This window comes from Pseudomonas sp. OIL-1 (assembly GCF_010669185.1).
Classification (GTDB): Bacteria; Pseudomonadota; Gammaproteobacteria; order Pseudomonadales; family Pseudomonadaceae; genus Halopseudomonas; species Halopseudomonas profundi.
In genome coordinates, this window is sequence record NZ_CP048629.1 from 934,175 (window position 1) to 950,570 (window position 16,396).

Annotated in this window: 18 protein-coding genes and 1 pseudogene; 2 read left to right on the top strand and 17 right to left on the bottom strand. The window is 56.5% G+C overall.

Annotation, left to right across the window (positions count from 1 at the left end):
• Positions 1 to 205: 205 nt before the first annotated feature.
• The 9 genes and pseudogenes from G3M63_RS04285 to G3M63_RS04325 all read right to left on the bottom strand — a co-directional run bounded on the left by G3M63_RS04285 (position 206) and on the right by G3M63_RS04325 (position 5,915).
• Positions 206 to 514: a tautomerase family protein gene (locus tag G3M63_RS04285; protein ID WP_256669938.1), complete on the bottom strand. Its 309-nt coding sequence runs from the start codon at positions 512 to 514 to the stop codon at positions 206 to 208.
• 108 nt (positions 515 to 622) lie between these two features.
• Positions 623 to 1,021, bottom strand: a pseudogene (gene fos, locus G3M63_RS04290) (fosfomycin resistance glutathione transferase).
• Between the two features lie 106 nt (positions 1,022 to 1,127).
• A complete protein-coding gene (locus tag G3M63_RS04295; RefSeq protein ID WP_163981958.1) occupies positions 1,128 to 1,763 on the bottom strand; it encodes a DUF2971 domain-containing protein in 636 nt (211 codons plus the stop codon).
• Between the two features lie 83 nt (positions 1,764 to 1,846).
• Positions 1,847 to 2,335, bottom strand: coding sequence for a hypothetical protein (locus tag G3M63_RS04300; protein WP_256669939.1), 489 nt, complete (start codon positions 2,333 to 2,335; stop codon positions 1,847 to 1,849).
• 69 nt (positions 2,336 to 2,404) lie between these two features.
• Positions 2,405 to 3,163, bottom strand: coding sequence for a hypothetical protein (locus tag G3M63_RS04305; protein WP_163981959.1), 759 nt, complete (start codon positions 3,161 to 3,163; stop codon positions 2,405 to 2,407).
• Positions 3,164 to 3,259: 96 nt separating this feature from the next.
• A complete protein-coding gene (locus tag G3M63_RS04310; protein WP_163981960.1) occupies positions 3,260 to 3,943 on the bottom strand; it encodes a hypothetical protein in 684 nt (227 codons plus the stop codon).
• Between the two features lie 93 nt (positions 3,944 to 4,036).
• Positions 4,037 to 4,597, bottom strand: a complete 561-nt coding sequence (locus G3M63_RS04315) for a hypothetical protein (protein WP_163981961.1) — start codon at positions 4,595 to 4,597, stop codon at positions 4,037 to 4,039.
• Positions 4,598 to 4,692: 95 nt separating this feature from the next.
• Complete coding sequence (locus tag G3M63_RS04320; protein ID WP_163981962.1) at positions 4,693 to 5,172, bottom strand: hypothetical protein; 480 nt, start codon at positions 5,170 to 5,172, stop codon at positions 4,693 to 4,695.
• An 89-nt stretch (positions 5,173 to 5,261) separates the two neighbouring features.
• The gene (locus tag G3M63_RS04325; protein WP_163981963.1) at positions 5,262 to 5,915 is read right to left on the bottom strand and encodes a hypothetical protein; all 654 of its coding nucleotides are present in this window, start codon (positions 5,913 to 5,915) and stop codon (positions 5,262 to 5,264) included.
• A 216-nt stretch (positions 5,916 to 6,131) separates the two neighbouring features.
• Here G3M63_RS04325 and G3M63_RS04330 point away from each other — a divergent pair, with 216 nt between their 5' ends.
• Positions 6,132 to 6,398: a phage integrase N-terminal SAM-like domain-containing protein gene (locus tag G3M63_RS04330; protein ID WP_256669940.1), complete on the top strand. Its 267-nt coding sequence runs from the start codon at positions 6,132 to 6,134 to the stop codon at positions 6,396 to 6,398.
• A gap of 176 nt (positions 6,399 to 6,574) precedes the next feature.
• Here the strand turns inward: G3M63_RS04330 and pdeM are convergent, their stop codons facing one another.
• The 7 genes from pdeM to G3M63_RS04365 all read right to left on the bottom strand — a co-directional run bounded on the left by pdeM (position 6,575) and on the right by G3M63_RS04365 (position 14,408).
• Positions 6,575 to 7,228 (bottom strand): ligase-associated DNA damage response endonuclease PdeM, encoded by a 654-nt coding sequence (gene pdeM, locus G3M63_RS04335; RefSeq protein WP_163981964.1) that lies wholly within the window; start codon positions 7,226 to 7,228, stop codon positions 6,575 to 6,577.
• A complete protein-coding gene (locus G3M63_RS04340; protein WP_163981965.1) occupies positions 7,225 to 9,687 on the bottom strand; it encodes a ligase-associated DNA damage response DEXH box helicase in 2,463 nt (820 codons plus the stop codon). Before G3M63_RS04340 ends, pdeM begins: the two co-directional genes overlap by 4 nt.
• Positions 9,677 to 11,272, bottom strand: a complete 1,596-nt coding sequence (locus G3M63_RS04345; RefSeq protein WP_163981966.1) for an ATP-dependent DNA ligase — start codon at positions 11,270 to 11,272, stop codon at positions 9,677 to 9,679. Before G3M63_RS04345 ends, G3M63_RS04340 begins: the two co-directional genes overlap by 11 nt.
• A complete protein-coding gene (locus tag G3M63_RS04350; protein WP_163981967.1) occupies positions 11,272 to 12,267 on the bottom strand; it encodes a ligase-associated DNA damage response exonuclease in 996 nt (331 codons plus the stop codon). The genes G3M63_RS04345 and G3M63_RS04350 overlap by 1 nt, the downstream gene beginning before the upstream one ends.
• A 95-nt stretch (positions 12,268 to 12,362) precedes the next feature.
• On the bottom strand, positions 12,363 to 13,148 hold the full coding sequence (gene znuB / locus G3M63_RS04355; RefSeq protein ID WP_163981968.1) for a zinc ABC transporter permease subunit ZnuB: 786 nt from the start codon (positions 13,146 to 13,148) through the stop codon (positions 12,363 to 12,365).
• Complete coding sequence (gene znuC, locus G3M63_RS04360) at positions 13,141 to 13,917, bottom strand: zinc ABC transporter ATP-binding protein ZnuC (protein WP_163981969.1); 777 nt, start codon at positions 13,915 to 13,917, stop codon at positions 13,141 to 13,143. The genes znuB and znuC overlap by 8 nt, the downstream gene beginning before the upstream one ends.
• Positions 13,914 to 14,408 (bottom strand): Fur family transcriptional regulator, encoded by a 495-nt coding sequence (locus G3M63_RS04365; protein WP_163981970.1) that lies wholly within the window; start codon positions 14,406 to 14,408, stop codon positions 13,914 to 13,916. The genes znuC and G3M63_RS04365 overlap by 4 nt, the downstream gene beginning before the upstream one ends.
• A 72-nt stretch (positions 14,409 to 14,480) precedes the next feature.
• On the opposite strand from G3M63_RS04365, the gene znuA reads away from it, so the two are divergent.
• Positions 14,481 to 15,425, top strand: a complete 945-nt coding sequence (znuA, locus tag G3M63_RS04370) for a zinc ABC transporter substrate-binding protein ZnuA (protein WP_163981971.1) — start codon at positions 14,481 to 14,483, stop codon at positions 15,423 to 15,425.
• Positions 15,426 to 15,442: 17 nt separating this feature from the next.
• On the opposite strand, the gene G3M63_RS04375 is transcribed toward znuA, so the two are convergent.
• Positions 15,443 to 16,396, bottom strand: a complete 954-nt coding sequence (locus G3M63_RS04375) for a homoserine kinase (protein WP_163981972.1) — start codon at positions 16,394 to 16,396, stop codon at positions 15,443 to 15,445.

Below are 16,396 nucleotides of genomic sequence, written 5' to 3' on the forward strand. Positions count from 1 at the left end.
CCCCTGGCGCCAAGGCCTAGAAAAGGGGCTAGTTCAATCTGCCCCCTTTTCTCGCGGAGGCGAAGCCGCAGTCGAAAGAGCGTCCGGCGACCACCGGCCGCGCACTAGAGCGACTTGTTACACATTGACCGAGTACTTCAGGTCACGTGCTTCATCTCCGGTCATGCCCCTAAATCCCAACAGTGGGCAGGCTGTTCCTTTATCGTCACTTCAACGTCACTTCAACGTCCACAGGTGATATACCAACCACAGACTCAATTCTGTTGAAGAGTTCCTTGATCAGCGCTTTTTGGGTCTCAGGAGCCCGCCCCTGCATCGTGTTGATCCCGATGACAGTGTAGGTTGGCGTTCTGCCGCCTGGGTAATAGAAATCCTCGGCATCCATCGGGATGAAACGGTGAGCCCCCTTGTTTTCCGACATACCGAGTACGGATTGCATACATCCATGAATGACCTCGAAGAGCTGCGCCTTTACCGGGTTGAGGTGTTCCTTGATTCCATAGATGACTATCACGATGGCTCCCGCAATATGTAACGCCCGGCTTGGGGCTGACTTATAGCCGCAGAGTGGCGGAAAGGCCGTCCCAGCCCCGTCGGGAAGGAAACAGCCAATTGGTACGTTTCAGCACCAGACTAATCCTTCGTAAGGCGCGTTCTTCAGCTCAGCCAGGCGAGTTGCCAATGTGCCACTATGTAGTTCAAGCCGATGGCCATTCGGGTCGAGTAAATAGATGGAATCACCCTCACTAGTATTCTGCTTCCACTCTACAGCGCCAACCTGATTCAATTTAGTTCGCAACTCCATGAGCTCGCCTTCACTGATACTGAAAGCGACATGTGTGTAGTCCTTGGGAATCTCAGGTTGCCCCAAGCTCAAACATAACCACGTGTCACCTACCGTCAGGTGCGCACCTGTGTCCTAAAACACATGTAGCTTCATCCCCAACAGATCACGGTAGAACCCGATCGACTGTTGCAGATCCCGTACAGAAAAGGTGATGTGATTGATGCCGGTAATCATGCGATGCACCTTGAGAAAACGTAACGCTTCGCAGCACGCGCGGCCTTGCAGTGGAGGCGAAGCCGCAACGGAAAGGCCGTCGCCGTGCCTGCGATTGTTAAAATTTCTACATGACTAGAGCATCGAGAACAATAACTCCACAAATGGCATCAAGAATGCCGCCATTCTCCGGCAAAACAACCTTCTTGATAAACTCTCGATAATCCTCTTTCGTCTCCAAAACTACAGCCGACCAGCCAATTTTGAACTCAAAGTCGCCGACCATTCGCCACTCCCTTTCATGAGACCAGTCTATGATATTTTTAGTGTCGCTCATATCAAAGCAGACCAGGCGGTAAAGTTCAGATTCATCTATGTAGGACTTCCCTGTTTCGACCTTGTCATAAATGACGGGCCGACAGCCGTTTTGGAATAAGTAATACTTCGAAAAGACCAAGCCGCAGCCAGAGTACCGATGCCGCGCGTGTTGCTCCCTGCTAAGCTCCTTCTCGAACTTCAGGTTCTGGGCTATCGAGTAAAGCGGAGCATCCTGAAAACACACCGCACTCCTTTTTCCTCGGATGAAGCCTTTCGCTGTCGTGCTTCCAAGCAGCTTTTTCTCACGCAAAATCTTTAGTAGTACATCAACAGCAGACAAGCTCTTCCCGTCTATCTCTGCCGCTCTCGTGAGGTGAACGAGCGATGAAGACAGGTCTTGTCTTTCACTCATCCGCTCCTTCCATTTCTTGTAATCGTAAGCCATGACAACCTTAAATTTAACGCGAAATTAAGGGGCCGGAGGTACGCCGGTCCCAGCGAGTGAAACGAGCGAGCTTAAATGCCTTGTTAGGGCGCAATTCTGTATATTGATCCAATTTGCGCTGCGATCGCACGATGCACCTCGCTTGATGGGTGAAAATGAATTTCTGTCTGGAACAAAGGCCACTGCCCGGATTTGCGTACGAGGTAGACCAATTCGGCCTCTACTGTCTCGATGTCCAGGCAATCGTTCTCACCAGCCGGATTGGTGTGGCACCAAAGATCGAGATGCGCCGCCGTGAACTTGTGCCGCCAAGCGTAACCGTAGTAGCCACCCTCTCCTTTAGCGGTCCAGCCAAGGCGAAGACGATTGCGAATAGGCTGTTTGGTGATACCAACATAGATGGGTTTTTCGCCAACACTAATCACGTATAGCTTCGGTAGTCTGGATGTTGCGAGGCCAGAGAACTTAGCTGTTCCTAGCGGGCACTCAATGGAGAACTGAGTTGCATCAAAGCTCAGCTTGTAGCGTCCGATGTTTGTGATTTCCATCTTGCGACCTAACGCTGCCAGCATGCGCGGCTTTGTAGTGAAGGCGAAGCCGCAACGAAAAAGCCGTCGCAGTGCCTGGCCTTGTTATGCAATCTATAGCGCATTGATCTGTTTTTGCAGTGAGGACGTGAACTCTTTGATATTCTCTATTGCCTGATAAAAGTCTTGAGCATTTAAATTGATCGGCTCGTTATATTTGCTGTAACCATTTCTGTGTACAATATCGTGCCGTAAGGCAGTGATTCTAGAAATCTTAGAGATATCGAGTTGCAGTTTCACCCCAATGACTTGCTCATAGATTTTCTTCACTTTAGGGATGTTATGAAACAATATCTCATTCGCGTGCTTTAAAGCTAAGTCGCAAATGCTTAAATCTGTTTCAGCAAGATCTGCAAGTGAATATTTCGCTTTACTTACTTCTTCTACATTTCTGATTGCATTATGCAAGAATTCTTCTCGCTCGGTAATCAGGGCTTTTAATGTGTCACCCAGAAATGATTCCAAAAGAGTAACTGCGTAGGCATATGACATTTTTACAATGATATTCGAGTGCAACATAAACGCCATTTTGGTGGAATGACCTAAATTGCTTTCAGCCATTACTTTGAGCGCATTTAACTCATCTAAAAAAAACTTGTGTATATTGGACGAACCATTTTCTTTTAACCATTCTAGTTCAGCTTTCCATTCGGCCTCTTCTAATAAATAATCTTGATAATTTGAATAGTCACTTGCCAATTGTTGCCACTCTTCTGAGCCCTCATCAAGCTGATCATCACTAAGCCTTTCACGAATCCATTGCTCTGCTCGCTCGCTTTGAACCTCAAACAGATGGTCTTTAATTGAGCTCAAAATTTACTCCCAAGATGACATGCTGCATAACTCCCGGCTCGCGCGCCGGTTTGGAGCCGCGAAGCGGCGAAAAATCGGTCGCTGTGAAGTCAATTGTTAGCTATATGTCGGGTCAAGCTGTCTTCTTATGTTTTCAACTATTTTTTCTTTAGCTTCTGGAACCTGATGCTTTAGGGTGTTTATAGCCTCATCGCTTGCCTGAATACCAGCCAATCCGTCCTGTTCTGAAGAACTTGAACCCAATTTTATAAGCACTGAATACACATGTGTATCAAGCATAATGGCCAGGCTCTCTATCTCTAAGTGCAAATCTTTAGGTACCCAGAAGCTGCGAAGCTTTGAGTATGCAACAAATTCTTCAGTAGCGGCTTTCGCTTTCTTAAATGACTCATTCTGGCCACCGCCAAAATCAGATGTAACTATATAGTCAGTAGCATGGCGCTCTATATTTATTAATAGTTCGTATAGCTTTTCAATTACTTCAATTCGTTTTTCATGATATTTCTCGAATTTAAATTTGTATTCATAACTATCCCTTGCTACGTCACTTTTAATACCTTCGGTTAATTTTGTTGTAACTCTCAATCTTTCCTTGAGCTCTCTGAAGCCCTCCGACATGGCCTTATCTTGCCCCTTCTTCTTCAGATAAGAGCCAAAATATGCCCCTAAACCTGCCGAAACGACGCTTATGACTGCGACTGCTATATAGCTGTCGTAGCCGATACTGAGACCTAGATCTGATATTTTTGAAACTATCTGAGCCAATTCTTCTTCTGTCATAAACCTCCCAAAAATAATCTTGTGGAATTACAAGCTAACGTTTGGTCAAGGGGCGGGCTTTTACCCGTCCCAGCGAGCGATTTGAACCACTTGTTAGGCGGTAACGGTGCTGTAACGATTATTGATAATATTTTGTAGCTTGATTAGCTCTTTCATGGCTCGCTGATATTCTTTAATTTCTTTGTTTGGAAGACTTACTTCGCCGTGTTCGTATGCTCGCTTACCGCGGTTTAGAATTTGGAAGCGTTTTGCGCTTAAATACAAGAATCGAATCACGTCGTTGTCATTTACCAGGGATTGCGAATATTGTCTATTTGTTTTTCTTTGTATTTTATTTTCTTGTCCGGAACGAACAATATTTGTTTTTATATTGAATATTGGGTTGCGTGGGTTTATATCAAGGTACATTCCGTTAGGCTGCTGCCATACTGAGTGAAACTCAGCCTCTATGAAAACCCCCGGCTTTTCCCAAACAGCCCAGCCAAATACCTGACTTCCACCGAGCTCTTGGACTTTTCTTCCAACCAATTCAAAGCATTCGTTTTCGGCTGTGCCGTGTGCCGGAGAACACTCAACTATCATGGGTGCGCTATGTGCACAAATGCTAGAGCAAAATTCCATCACATAAATTTGATTTGCATCGGCAGTTTTCATGCGGCCTCTTTATAGCCTAACGCCGCCCATAACCCGCAGCCGAAAGCGGAGCGACGAAGGAACGTAGCTTTTGGCTGTCTGAGTTGATGGGTTTGTTATGCATGTTTTCTCGCCAGTTCCTTCGCCTTCACTAGGCGATCGGCAAGCTTTTGTGGGCCGACACCTGGCGCCTTTTCCTGTTTTTTGTAGCGCTCTAGGATTTCAACCTCTTTCTGGTACTGCTTTTCTTTACGGTACAGAATTGCCAACTGCTCATAATACCAAGGCGCCACACCCCATCCATGTTCAGATCGACCTTCTTCTAGAAAGGAAAACCTCTCGTCCAATACGGATGGTTTCGCGTTTGCGGATTTCGCTTCTTTTTCCGTCGCATCAATACACTTGAGTAGGAGCTCAATCGCTTCCAAATTCCTGCCTTCACGCTTTAGCGCCTTTATCTTTTCAACACTATCGGTATAGTGACCATCATTAATCTTGCCAGCGCTCCTAATCTCCGCCATTTGCGCACTGAACTTTCGCTCAATATCGTCGCCTTCAATCCTTGGCTTTCCAAACATCCTCTTAAACCAATTCATACTGCGGCCTCTCTGCATGCATAACGCGTCAATAACGGGCGCGCTGGTGCGCGTCCAGCCGCAGGCGACCGTTGATTGATTTGTTATGTTTATTTACGCACACCATACTCTGAAGCTAGCTTTTCTGCTTCACTGGCAAGAATAAGCTTGCTTTTACTTGTAAGCACATTGTTAAGCGCATGAAGGTATCTCTCTTGTAACTCTTTTAAGATCTCAATCAGGGCGCGTTGTCTTTCGTATCCATATTTATCTCCGTTAAGAATACACGATACGAATTCCATTTTTTCATGCAGGATCCGAGTTCTGGCGTCCGCATCGGATTCACCTTCCTTGCGTGCATTTCCAAATATTTGGTTAAAAAAGATAGCTGAACCTATCTTAAAAAGACCCTCACCCTTTGTGCCAAGAGCTGTATTAATTCGTTTTTTTATTCTAGGATCTAACAAATCTATCGTTGGGCTCTCTTTAAATATATCGCCAATTCGCTTCAAGCGTTGAAGTTGAATATTTAAGCTTGCCTGAATGAAAGCATACTCAATTTCTAATTTCTCCACGGTGATGACTTTGCCAGAATTGACCAGCTCTAGCAGTTCCTCTGCTGTATTAATAAGATCACGTAAGAGAAAGGCTGACTCCATTAGCTCGACAAGTTTTTTATCTTGACGTTTCTGTTCGTATATTTTTACCAATGCTGGAGCTGCGCCTATCAATGCAGTAATGAGCGACTTTAATTCCTTGAGCACATGCTCTCCCTAAACATAACAGTGATTAGATGGAATCCCATCATATTACATATTCGTGGCTTCCAGATAACAACGGAGGGTTTCCGCTCCAGCATATCGTTATCCCATGCAAAATCAGTCCTTCAACGACTGAGTCACGGCCTCGTAAGTAATCGCTTGACCTCCACATTTGTCGATTTCAACACCGCTGTACCTTCATACAACTATGGAATCGATATGAGCACCACGTCAGCCCCACCGCGTCTGCAAGACCAGTTCCGAGCCGTTATTCGGTTACACCATTACAGCATTCGCACGGAGAAGTCTTACTGGTACTGGATACGATACTTCATCCGTTTCCACAAGCTGCGTCATCCTCTCGAAATGGGTCCGGCGGAGGTTAACGCTTTTCTCAGTTGGTTAGCCGTGGACCGAGACGTTGGCGGCCACGCAAAACCAGGCGCTGAATACAATCGTCTTTCTCTATGCCCGGGTGCTCGATAAACCACTGGGGGAGATTGGTGACGTGGTGCGTGTGAAGCGGCCAGCTCGTATTCCAACGGTGTTCAGCCATACCGAGGCGCTGACAGCGCCCCTTAGGGTCATTAGATTTCAGGCACGCTACCGCCCTACGTAAAACGCACGCCAAGTATTAACAACCCCAGCGTACCGCAGGTGCGTTACATCCCGCCAGACAGTGGAAACAGCTCTCCACCTACAACCAGAACAGCGTCCTCAGCAGGGTCTGGTCTGATGTCCCACCCCCCTGTCAGCGCGCCGAATGAGGGCAGTACCGTTACACTTTCGCGAAACCAGAATACCGGCGCGCGTAGTTTGTCCCGTCCTACTGTCAGGGTATGCGCGGGGTGCAGGTGGCCGGCGAGGATGTGTTTGCCTGGCACTTTAGTTGGCTCATGGCAGAGCCGGAAGGGGCCGAGATCCAGGGTGGCGTGCCAGGTGATGCCGATGTCTATTCCTTCGGCATGTCGGTCGTGGTTGCCGATCACCGCTTCGACTTGCACGTCCGCATGGCGTTTGAGCCAAGCCGGGAACTGCTCGAGGAAGGGCTCGCCTTCCCTGGGGCGATGGTGAAAGAAGTCGCCCAGCACGATCAGCCGCTTGGGGCTGAAGTGATGGATCAGTGCCGTGAGGCGGCGCAGATCGTCCTGACTTTGCCCGGTGGGCACTGCCAATCCTTTGCGGCGGAAGAACGCGCCTTTGCCAAAATGCGTATCGGCAACCATGAGCGTTGCGTGGGCGGGGTAATACAGAGCCTGGTCACCGTGCAACACGACCTTCTCGCCCGCCAGTTCCCAGTCAAGCGTGCGGCTCACTTGCGTTTTTTCGCGACGCGGTCCGCGTTGCGCTCCAGTGTTGCCAACATGCGTTGCACGCGTTGGCGCCAGTTCTCAGTACTCAGGCGGCTGCGCAGGCGGTCGACCCATAGCGGAAAGCCCAGCGGGGAGAAATGCTTCGGTGTGACGATGGTCAGCTCCTGTCCGGCGGCGCGCTCAAGCACATCGCGCAGCCTGCGGATGTCGAGCTGATATTCCAGCACTTCGCGGCGCGCCTGATCGAGTAGTCGGTGATCGGGATCGTAACGTGCCAGGGTGTCGTAAAGCAGGCCCGTCGACGCCTGCAGCTGACGATCGGTCTTGCCGCGCCCCGGGTAACCCTGAAACACAAGCCCGCTGATCCGCGCAATATCACGAAACTGCCGGCGCGCCAGCTCGCTGGCATTCAGTGCCGCCAGTACGTCATCGAGTAAATGCTCCGGACTGAGCAGCGTGCGCCACACCGCTTCGGTCAGCTCGGGCGGCTCGGTGGAGGTCAGCAGCTCGAAGCCGTAGTCATTGACCGATAGTGAAAAGGTAGCCGGCTGGATTTGCCCGATGCGCCAGGCCAACAGGGCAGCAAGTCCTTCGTGGGCCAGCCGGCCGGCGAAGGGATAGATAAACAGATGATGCCCTTCCCGCGATCGGCAGCGCTCAATCAGCAGATGGTGCCGGCCGGGCAAGGCGGACTGGTCCCGCTGGACTTCCAGCACCGGACGTATGGCTTCGACTTCGGCGTCGCGGTAGATACCTTTGTCCACCTCTTCGAGAATCTCCAGCACGGTATCGGCCAGCTCCGACGACAACGGCAGCCTGCCGCCGTACCAGCGCGGCACACTGTGCCGCCGCGTACTGGCCGGCCGCACGTAAGCGACCAGATCACGGACCTTGATCAACTCCAGCGCACGGCCGGAAAAGAGGAATACATCGCCGGGATTGAGCCGTGCGATAAACGACTCTTCCACCGTGCCAAGCGAGCCACCGCGCATGAATTTCACGCGCATCTGCGCGTCACTGGTAATGGTGCCGATGGCCATGCGGTGCCGCCGCGCAATGCCGGTGTCCTCCACGCGGAACAGGCCACCCTGCTCGACCACCCGCTGAAACTGCGGATAGTGTTCCAGCACCGGCCCGCCCTGGGTGATGAACACCAGGCACCAGTTGAACATCTCCTCGGTCAGGTCGGCAAACGCATGAGTGGCCTGGGCTTCGGCCAGCGCGTGTTCGGCGTTAAAACCAGGGCCGGCGGCCAGGGTGACCAGATGCTGAACCAACACATCCAGGCACAACCGCAGCGGTCGTCTGGCCTCCACTCGCCCGGCCTCCCAGGCGCGGCGGGCTGCGGCAATTTCCACCAGTTCAAAGGCGTGGCTCGGCACACAGAGGATTTCACTGTTGGCGCCGGGCTGGTGGCCGGAGCGTCCCGCGCGTTGCATCAGCCGCGCAATGCCCTTGGGGCTGCCGACCTGGACCACGCGGTCCACCGGCGAAAAATCCACGCCCAGATCCAGACTCGAGGTACAGACCACGCAACGAAAGCTGCCGTCGCGCAGCCCGTCCTCGATACGTTTGCGCAGCTTGCGATCGATCGAGCCGTGATGCAGGCCAATCTCGGTCAGCCAGTCCATACGCGCCTTGAGCACCGACTCAAACCACAACTCGGCCTGCGAACGTGTATTGGTGAACAACAGTGTGGTGGCGCCCTGCTCCAGATACTCGAGCACACCCTCGAGCTGCGCCAAACCCAGGTGACCGGCCCAGGGGAAGCGCTCCAGCGTCGGGGGCAGCAGGCCGCGAACGGTCAGTGTCTTGTGTGTATCGCCGGCCACGCTGACACCCGGCGCTGCGCCTTGGCCGAGCAATACCTGCATGGCCTCATCCAGATTGCCCAGCGTGGCGGACAAGCCCCAGACCGGCAGACCGGGACGCCGCGCGCGCAACCAGGCCAGACACAGTTGCAGCTGGACGCCGCGCTTGTTACCCAGCAGCTCGTGCCACTCATCGACGATCACCGCGTCCAGGTGCCGAAAACTGTCTTCTACGTTGCGGTAGGACAGCAACACGGACAGGCTTTCGGGCGTGGTGACCAGCGCCTCGGGTAACTTGCGCCGCTGCCGGGCGCGCACGCCTGCGCTGGTGTCGCCGGTGCGGGTTTCCACGCGCCAGCCAAGTCCCAGCCCGTCGACCGCCTCCTGCAGATTGCCCGCGGTATCCGAAGCCAGTGCACGCAGCGGTGTGATCCACAACACCCGCAGCCTGGCCGGTGCTCTGGTTTGCTCGAGCGCCATGGATACCGGGCCCAGCCAGGCAGCGAGCGTTTTGCCGGAGCCGGTGGACGCATGGATGAGGCCCGACTGCCCGTCACGAAAGGCTGCCCAGGTGCGACGCTGGAACGGTGCCGGTTGCCAGCCGCGGCTGGCGAACCAGTCTTCAATCGCCTTGATACCGTCAACTGCCATAGATACGCAGCAGCTCTTTGACCTGATCGAGGGTGTCGGCCTCCTCCACCGGCTTGTCCTGACGCCAGCGGGCGATGCGCGGGAAACGCAGAGCGATGCCGGACTTGTGCCGGGGCGAGGGCTGAATGCCCTCGAAGGCGATTTCCAGCACCTGCTGGGCCTTGAGCGAGCGCACCGGGCCGAACTTCTCGACGGTATTGCGGCGAATCCAATGATCCAGCTGTTGGATCTCCTTGTCAGTCAGGCCGGAATAAGCCTTGGCGATGGGCACAAAGCTGTCGCCGTCGCGCACCGCCAGGGTGTAATCGGTGTACAGATTGGCGCGTCGGCCATGCCCCGGCTGGGCATACAGCAGCACGGCATCGATGCTCAGCGGGTCGATTTTCCATTTCCACCAGTCGCCGCGTATTCGACCACTGCGATAGGGACTGGCGCGGCGCTTGAGCATCAGACCCTCGACGCGGCGCTCCCGGCTGGAATCGCGCAGCGTCGCGAGTGCCGGCCAGTCGCTGGCGTCGGTCATCGGGCTCAACCGTATCGCGGGTTGCGCCGCTTCGGCGAGAACGCCTTCCAGCTCACTGCGCCGTTCATCAAGCGGCTTTTGCCGCCAGTCTTCGCCCTGATATTCGAGCAGGTCGTAGGCGAGAAACACCACCGGGACTTCCTTGAGCAGTTTCGGGCCTACCGTCTTGCGCTGGATACGTCGCTGCATCTGAGAGAAGAGCAGTACATCGACATCCCAGGCCAGCAGCTCGCCGTCGAGCACGACCTCAGGCAGCGCCAGTGCAGCCTCCTCCACCTCAGGAAAGCGCCCGCCCATGGGCTCTTCGCCACGCGACCAGAGCCACACCCCGCTGGACCGAGCAATCAGCTGTGCGCGGATGCCATCCCATTTCCATTCCGCCAGCCACTGGTGCAAATCGCCCAGATCCGAAGGCTCGCCCTCCAGCGGGGACGCCAGAAAAAACGGATAGGGCTGGCCCTTGCGCTCTTCGCGGTGCTCCTCATCAAACAGACGTGAGTAGAATTCGGCGCTGGGTTCGAATTCACCCATCAGGCGGCGTGCGATCAACGCCCGGGGCTTACCGCTCAGCGTTGCCAAAGCACGCTCCACCAAGCCCCGGGACACACCGACGCGTAGGCTGCCCGTCAGCAGCTTGTTGTAAAGAAAGCAGGCGTGGCGCGGCAAGGCACGCCACAGCGCGATGACCTGTTCCTTGCGCTGCTCTTCTTCCAGGGTGCGCAGACTCAGGATGCTTTGCTCGATCCACTCGGCGAGGCTGCCCTGCACCGCCGGCCGCTCGGCGTCGTCTTCCATCAACAGGCTGATGGTTTCGGCCAGATCACCCACGTGCTGATAGGTCTCTTCAACCAGCCATTCCGGCAGGGCGCTGGCCTCGGCCAGCCATTCACGCAGTTTGCTCGGCCCAACCAGCCGTTTCATGCGCCGCCCGGTCAGTATGTAGAGCGCCCAGGCACCGTCGTGCGGGTCGATGCCGTCGAAATAAGCGGTGAGCACATCCAGTTTGGTCTGGGTGCGGGTGGTGGCGTCCAGCGCGGTGTACATATCGGCGAAGGCCTGCATCAGTCGTCCTCGCCGCCGTAGAGCGTTTCCAATTCGTAGGCCTCGACGCCCTCGCACTCGCGCAGGTAGCGCACCAGATCATCGCTGCGGCCGTGAGTGGTCAGCACGGTACTGGCGCCAGTTTCGCGGATGGTGCGCAGCAGGGCCGGCCAGTCAGCATGGTCGCTGAGCTCGAAGCCATGGTCATAGCCGCGCCGGCGCCGGTTGCCGCGTATACGCATCCAGCCGGAGGCAAAGCCGGTACTGGCGTTGCGGAAGCGTCGCATCCATGACGATCCGGCGGCAGAGGGCGGCGCCAGGATGAGCTCACCGCCGAAATCATGGTCAGCGGGCAGTTCCGAGATGGGCGTTGTCGGCAGCATCTTCACGCCGGCCTGCCGGTATATATCGGTCATCGCCACCATCGCGCCGTGAACGTACACGGGACGATCAGTATGTTCGGTGAGCGCGGCCAGCACCCGCTGCGCCTTGCCCAGTGCGTAGGTGAAAAGAATGCAGGGGCGGTCAGGGTGCGCCGACCACCATTGCCAGATCTGCTCGGCAACGCGCTCCACCGGGGGCCAGCGGTAACAGGGCAAGGCAAAGGTCGCCTCGGTGATCAGGGTATCGCAGGGGACGACTTCGAAGGGGGCGCAGGTCGGGTCCGGGTCGCGTTTGTAATCGCCGGTCACCACCCAGACGCGGCCATCATCATGGGCCAGGCGCGCCTGGGCGCTGCCCAGTACATGACCGGCCGGATGCAGGCTCAGGGTAATGGGGCCGAACCGGCGCTGCTCGCCATAATCCATACCGGTGAAAGCGTGGTCACCCAGCCGGTGGCGCATGATCGGCAGGCTGTCGTGCTGGGCCAGATAATGCTCACTGCCCGCGCGGGCATGATCGGCGTGGGCATGGGTGATGACTGCAGTAGCCACCGGGCGCCACGGATCGATGTGAAAATTGCCCGCCGGGCAGAACAGGCCTTCATCGGTCGGAATGATGATCGGATCACGCATGCGGTACGGCGCCCCTGTGACACGTCGAATATCGACACCTGTAGGTGGGACAATCGAAGCGCGACGGTGTTACAGGGGTTGGCGCAATCCGTGGCTCAGGCGCGTCTGGGCACTGCCAATACCAGCATGAACAGCGCCGCCGCGCAGACCACGATCGACGGGCCGGCTGGGGTGTCCAGATTCCACGACATGCTCAGCCCGCCCAGCACCGCCAGGCACCCCAGCACACTGGCGCCAAGAGCCATCTGTTCCGGGGTGCGTGCGTGGCGCTGGGCAGCGGCCGGCGGAATAATCAGCAGTGAGGTGATCAACAGCACGCCGACGATCTTCATCGCCACGGCGATAACGATGGCGATCAGCAGCATCAAGGCCATATGAATGGCCGTGACTGGTTGCCCCTCGACCCGCGCCAGCTCCTCATGCACGGTGACCGCCAGCAGGCGACGCCAGAGCAGTGCCAGCAATGCCGAGACCACCGCGACGCCGCCGAGCATCCAGCCGAGATCCGCGGTACTGATCGCCAACAGATCACCGAACAGGTAGGCCATCAGATCGACCCGCACGTTATCGGTCAGCGCCAGCACAACCAGGCCGAGGGACAGTGTGCTGTGCGCTAGAATACCCAACAGGGTATCGCTGGCCAGCCACTGGCGGTTCTGCATCACCACCAGCAGTACCGCCAACAGTACGCAGCCAGCGGTGACCGCGATGGTCAGGTTGATGTCCAGCAGCATGCCCATGGCGATGCCGAGCAGAGCGGAGTGCGACAGGGTATCGCCAAAATAGGCCATGCGCCGCCAGACCACGAAGGATCCCAGCGGGCCGGCAACCAGCGCCAGCCCCAGTCCTGCGACCAGCGCGTAAATCAGAAAATCAGGCATGCTTGCAGTTCGGTCCGTGTTGGAGCCCAGCGGGCGTTTCGACCACCTCGCCGCGCAGATCATGGTCATGATCGTGGTGATGGTTATATACCGCGAGCGCGCTGGCCTGTTCACCAAACAGCGCGACGAAGGCCGGATCCAGGCTGACCTGCTCCGGCCGGCCGGAACAGCAGACGTGCCGGTTGAGGCAGACCACGGTATTGGTCGTGGACATCACCAGATGCAGATCATGCGACACCATCAGCACACCGCAACCGTAGCGGTCGCGCAGCCGGGTAATGAGTTCGTAGAGCTCGATCTGGCCGTTGACATCGACGCCCTGCACCGGCTCGTCGAGCACCAGCAGATGCGGTTTACGCAACAAGGCCCGCGCCAGCAGGATGCGTTGCAGTTCGCCACCGGACACCTGTTGCAGCGGTCGCTGGGCCAGATGCCCTGCCCCAACCTCTTCAAGCGCCTCGACCGCCGCGGGACGCTTGACGCGCGGTGCGAGCATCAGGAAACGCAACACGGTCAGTGGCAGCGTCGCATCGACCTGCAGTTTCTGCGGCATATAGCCAATCCGCAGTCGCGATTTGCGTGTGACCGTGCCCGAATCGGCCTTGAGCAGGCCCAGCACAATACGCACCAAACTGGTCTTGCCCGCGCCGTTGGGCCCGATCAGCGTGACGATTTCGCCCGGCTGAACGCTGAGGTTTACCTCATCGAGAATGGCGTTGCCGTGCAAGCGCAGGCTGACCGACTCCAGTGAAAGCAGTGCGTCGCTCATGCGGCCGCCTGGCACTGGGCACAGAGCCCGGTGATTTCCACCGTTTCGCCTTCGACAGCAAAACCCAAGCTGGCCGCGCTGGCAGCGATGGCGTCGCGGATAGCCGGCTGATCCAGCTCGATGGCAATCCGGCAGGACCGGCAGATCAGAAACTGCCCTTCGTGCCGATGCTCCGGACTGGCGCAGCCGATAAAGGCATTCAGCGAGGCAATACGGTGCACCAGCCCCTGCTCAAGCAGAAAGTCCAGCGCGCGGTACACGGTGGGCGGTGCCGCGCGGCGGTCATCCTCGCGCGCCAGCGCTTCGAGAATATCGTAGGCACCGAGCGGTTTGTGGCTCTGCCAGACCAGCTCAAGCACGCGTTTGCGCAACACCGTAAAGCGTACGCCAGCCTGCGCGCACAATTGCTCGGCAGCGTCCAACGCCTCGCTGACACACTGGCTGTGGTCGTGCGGGTGATGGGGATCGATCTGGATGAATGCGTCCGTCATTGGTCTGGCCTATATGCCCAGGAAGGAATGGGCTGTTATCATATAACACTTAACTCCCTCGAGGTATCTCCCATGCTGTTCCGTCGTCTGGTGTTGTTGCTTGCCGGGCTGAGTGTGAGTTGGTCCGCCGTCTCAGCCACCGCCCCCACCGTGCTGACCACTATCAAGCCGCTGCAATTGATCGCCGCTGCCGTGCTGGATGGTGTCGATGCGCCTGGCGTGCTGCTGCCACCAGGCGCCTCACCGCACAGTTATGCATTGCGGCCATCGGATCGCCGCGCCGTGCTGCAGGCTGAACGCATTTACTGGGTGGGCCCGGACCTGGAGATGTTCGTCGAGCGACTGTTGAACAACAGCCAGACTGCCGTGGAACTGATGGACATTCCGCAACTGGCACTACGAGACATGCGCCAGACGCTCCCCGGTGCAGACAACCATTCCGATTCGCCGGGTGCACAGGCTCATCAGCACGAACATGGACACGAGCACACACCCGGTAGTCTGGACGCGCATATCTGGCTGGACCCGCACAACGCGCTGACTATCGCGCGTTACATGGCTGACGATCTGCAGGCTCTCTATCCAGATCAGGCCGGCAAACTGACTGATAACCTGACCGCATTCGAAAGCCGCCTGACGCAATTGGATACCCGGCTGCGTGCGCGCTTCGAGCCGCTGCATGACAAGCCGTACTTTGTATTCCATGACGGCTACGGTTACTTCGAAGACCACTACAATCTCGCGCCGCGCGGCATATTCAGTTTGTCCCATGAGGTGCAGCCGGGTGCCCGACATATCAATGCCTTGCGGGAGCAACTGCAGCAGGCCGGCCCTGCCTGTGTGTTCAGCGAGCCGCAATTCACCCCGCGGCTGGTCGATACCCTGACCCGCGATCTGCCGATCCGCAAGGCCGAGCTGGACCCGCTGGGCAGCGAGATCAAGGTGGATGCGCGAGGCTATGAGGCGTTACTCGAAGGGCTTGCCGATCAGCTGGCGGGCTGTCTGGAAAAACTCTGAGGCGAGGCCTGCCAGGATCAGCTGGATACCGGCAGCGCTATCTCCACCCGGCGGTGGTTCGCCAGTATTGTCTGGAAGTGACCCGGATCCTTGATCAACACACCCGCATGCTCGGCGTGCGCCCGTGCTGCAATTTCTCTGGATAGCCAGAACCGCAGCGCGGCGATGCGCAACATAGGCGGCCAGCACTGAGCCTCAACGGTAGTGAAGGGACGGCGCGCCGCATACGCCTTGAGCAAGGCGTCGGTACGGACCGGGTCGAGTTGATCAGCATCGTCCAGGCACCAGTCGTTCACGCATATGGCGACGTCATAGAGTGTCGAGCCACTGGCAGCGTTGTAGAAATCAATCACGCCGGTGAGCTTGTCACCTTCAAACATGATGTTGTCGCGGAACAGGTCTGCGTGCAGCACGGCCTGGGGTAGCTTTTGCCTGAATGTTGCAAACTGATCAAGCGCCTGCAATGCCTCATCAAGCAGCCCTGATGTGTCGCCCGACGCATGCTGGCGTAGCAATGCGGCTTCGTGCTTCATCCACTCGGCACCGCGATCGGTTTTGCGGGCAAGGCCACAATCGGCGCTGACCTCATGCAAGCGCGCCAGCATGTCACCCACAGCGCTGCAATGCCTGGCCTCGGGTTGCTGCACGTGGTTGCCCCGCAGGCGCGGCTGTAGCAGTGCCGGTCGACCGTTCAAGGTGCCTATGGCTTGCCCGTATCGATCTGGAATGGCGTAAGGCACCGGCAACGCGGCCTGGTGCAGGCACTCCAGTAGCGCGACGAAAAACGTCAGCTCATCGGCAGGACCGCGCTCGACAAGGGTCAGTACAAACTCCCCCGTCTCGCAGGTCACGAAGAAATTGCTGTTCTCGCTGCCGCCGTCGATGCCCCTGAACTCAATCAGCTTGCCCAGATCGAAGGTCTGCAGAAACTGCTCGAGCTGGGCGCGGCTGACCGGGGTAAATACCGACAT

Excerpts from the sequence above, each read along its gene's own strand:
- G3M63_RS04295 (WP_163981958.1), bottom strand. The coding sequence starts at position 1,763 with ATGGCTTACGATTACAAGAAATGGAAGGAGCGGATGAGTGAAAGACAA.
- G3M63_RS04300 (WP_256669939.1), bottom strand. The coding sequence starts at position 2,335 with ATGCTGGCAGCGTTAGGTCGCAAGATGGAAATCACAAACATCGGACGC.
- G3M63_RS04310 (WP_163981960.1), bottom strand. The coding sequence starts at position 3,943 with ATGACAGAAGAAGAATTGGCTCAGATAGTTTCAAAAATATCAGATCTA.
- G3M63_RS04315 (WP_163981961.1), bottom strand. The coding sequence starts at position 4,597 with ATGAAAACTGCCGATGCAAATCAAATTTATGTGATGGAATTTTGCTCT.
- G3M63_RS04320 (WP_163981962.1), bottom strand. The coding sequence starts at position 5,172 with ATGAATTGGTTTAAGAGGATGTTTGGAAAGCCAAGGATTGAAGGCGAC.
- G3M63_RS04330 (WP_256669940.1), top strand. The coding sequence starts at position 6,132 with ATGAGCACCACGTCAGCCCCACCGCGTCTGCAAGACCAGTTCCGAGCC.
- G3M63_RS04340 (WP_163981965.1), bottom strand. The coding sequence starts at position 9,687 with ATGGCAGTTGACGGTATCAAGGCGATTGAAGACTGGTTCGCCAGCCGC.
- G3M63_RS04345 (WP_163981966.1), bottom strand. The coding sequence starts at position 11,272 with ATGCAGGCCTTCGCCGATATGTACACCGCGCTGGACGCCACCACCCGC.
- G3M63_RS04350 (WP_163981967.1), bottom strand. The coding sequence starts at position 12,267 with ATGCGTGATCCGATCATCATTCCGACCGATGAAGGCCTGTTCTGCCCG.
- znuB (WP_163981968.1), bottom strand. The coding sequence starts at position 13,148 with ATGCCTGATTTTCTGATTTACGCGCTGGTCGCAGGACTGGGGCTGGCG.
- znuC (WP_163981969.1), bottom strand. The coding sequence starts at position 13,917 with ATGAGCGACGCACTGCTTTCACTGGAGTCGGTCAGCCTGCGCTTGCAC.
- G3M63_RS04365 (WP_163981970.1), bottom strand. The coding sequence starts at position 14,408 with ATGACGGACGCATTCATCCAGATCGATCCCCATCACCCGCACGACCAC.
- znuA (WP_163981971.1), top strand. The coding sequence starts at position 14,481 with ATGCTGTTCCGTCGTCTGGTGTTGTTGCTTGCCGGGCTGAGTGTGAGT.
- G3M63_RS04375 (WP_163981972.1), bottom strand. The coding sequence starts at position 16,396 with ATGTCGGTATTTACCCCGGTCAGCCGCGCCCAGCTCGAGCAGTTTCTG.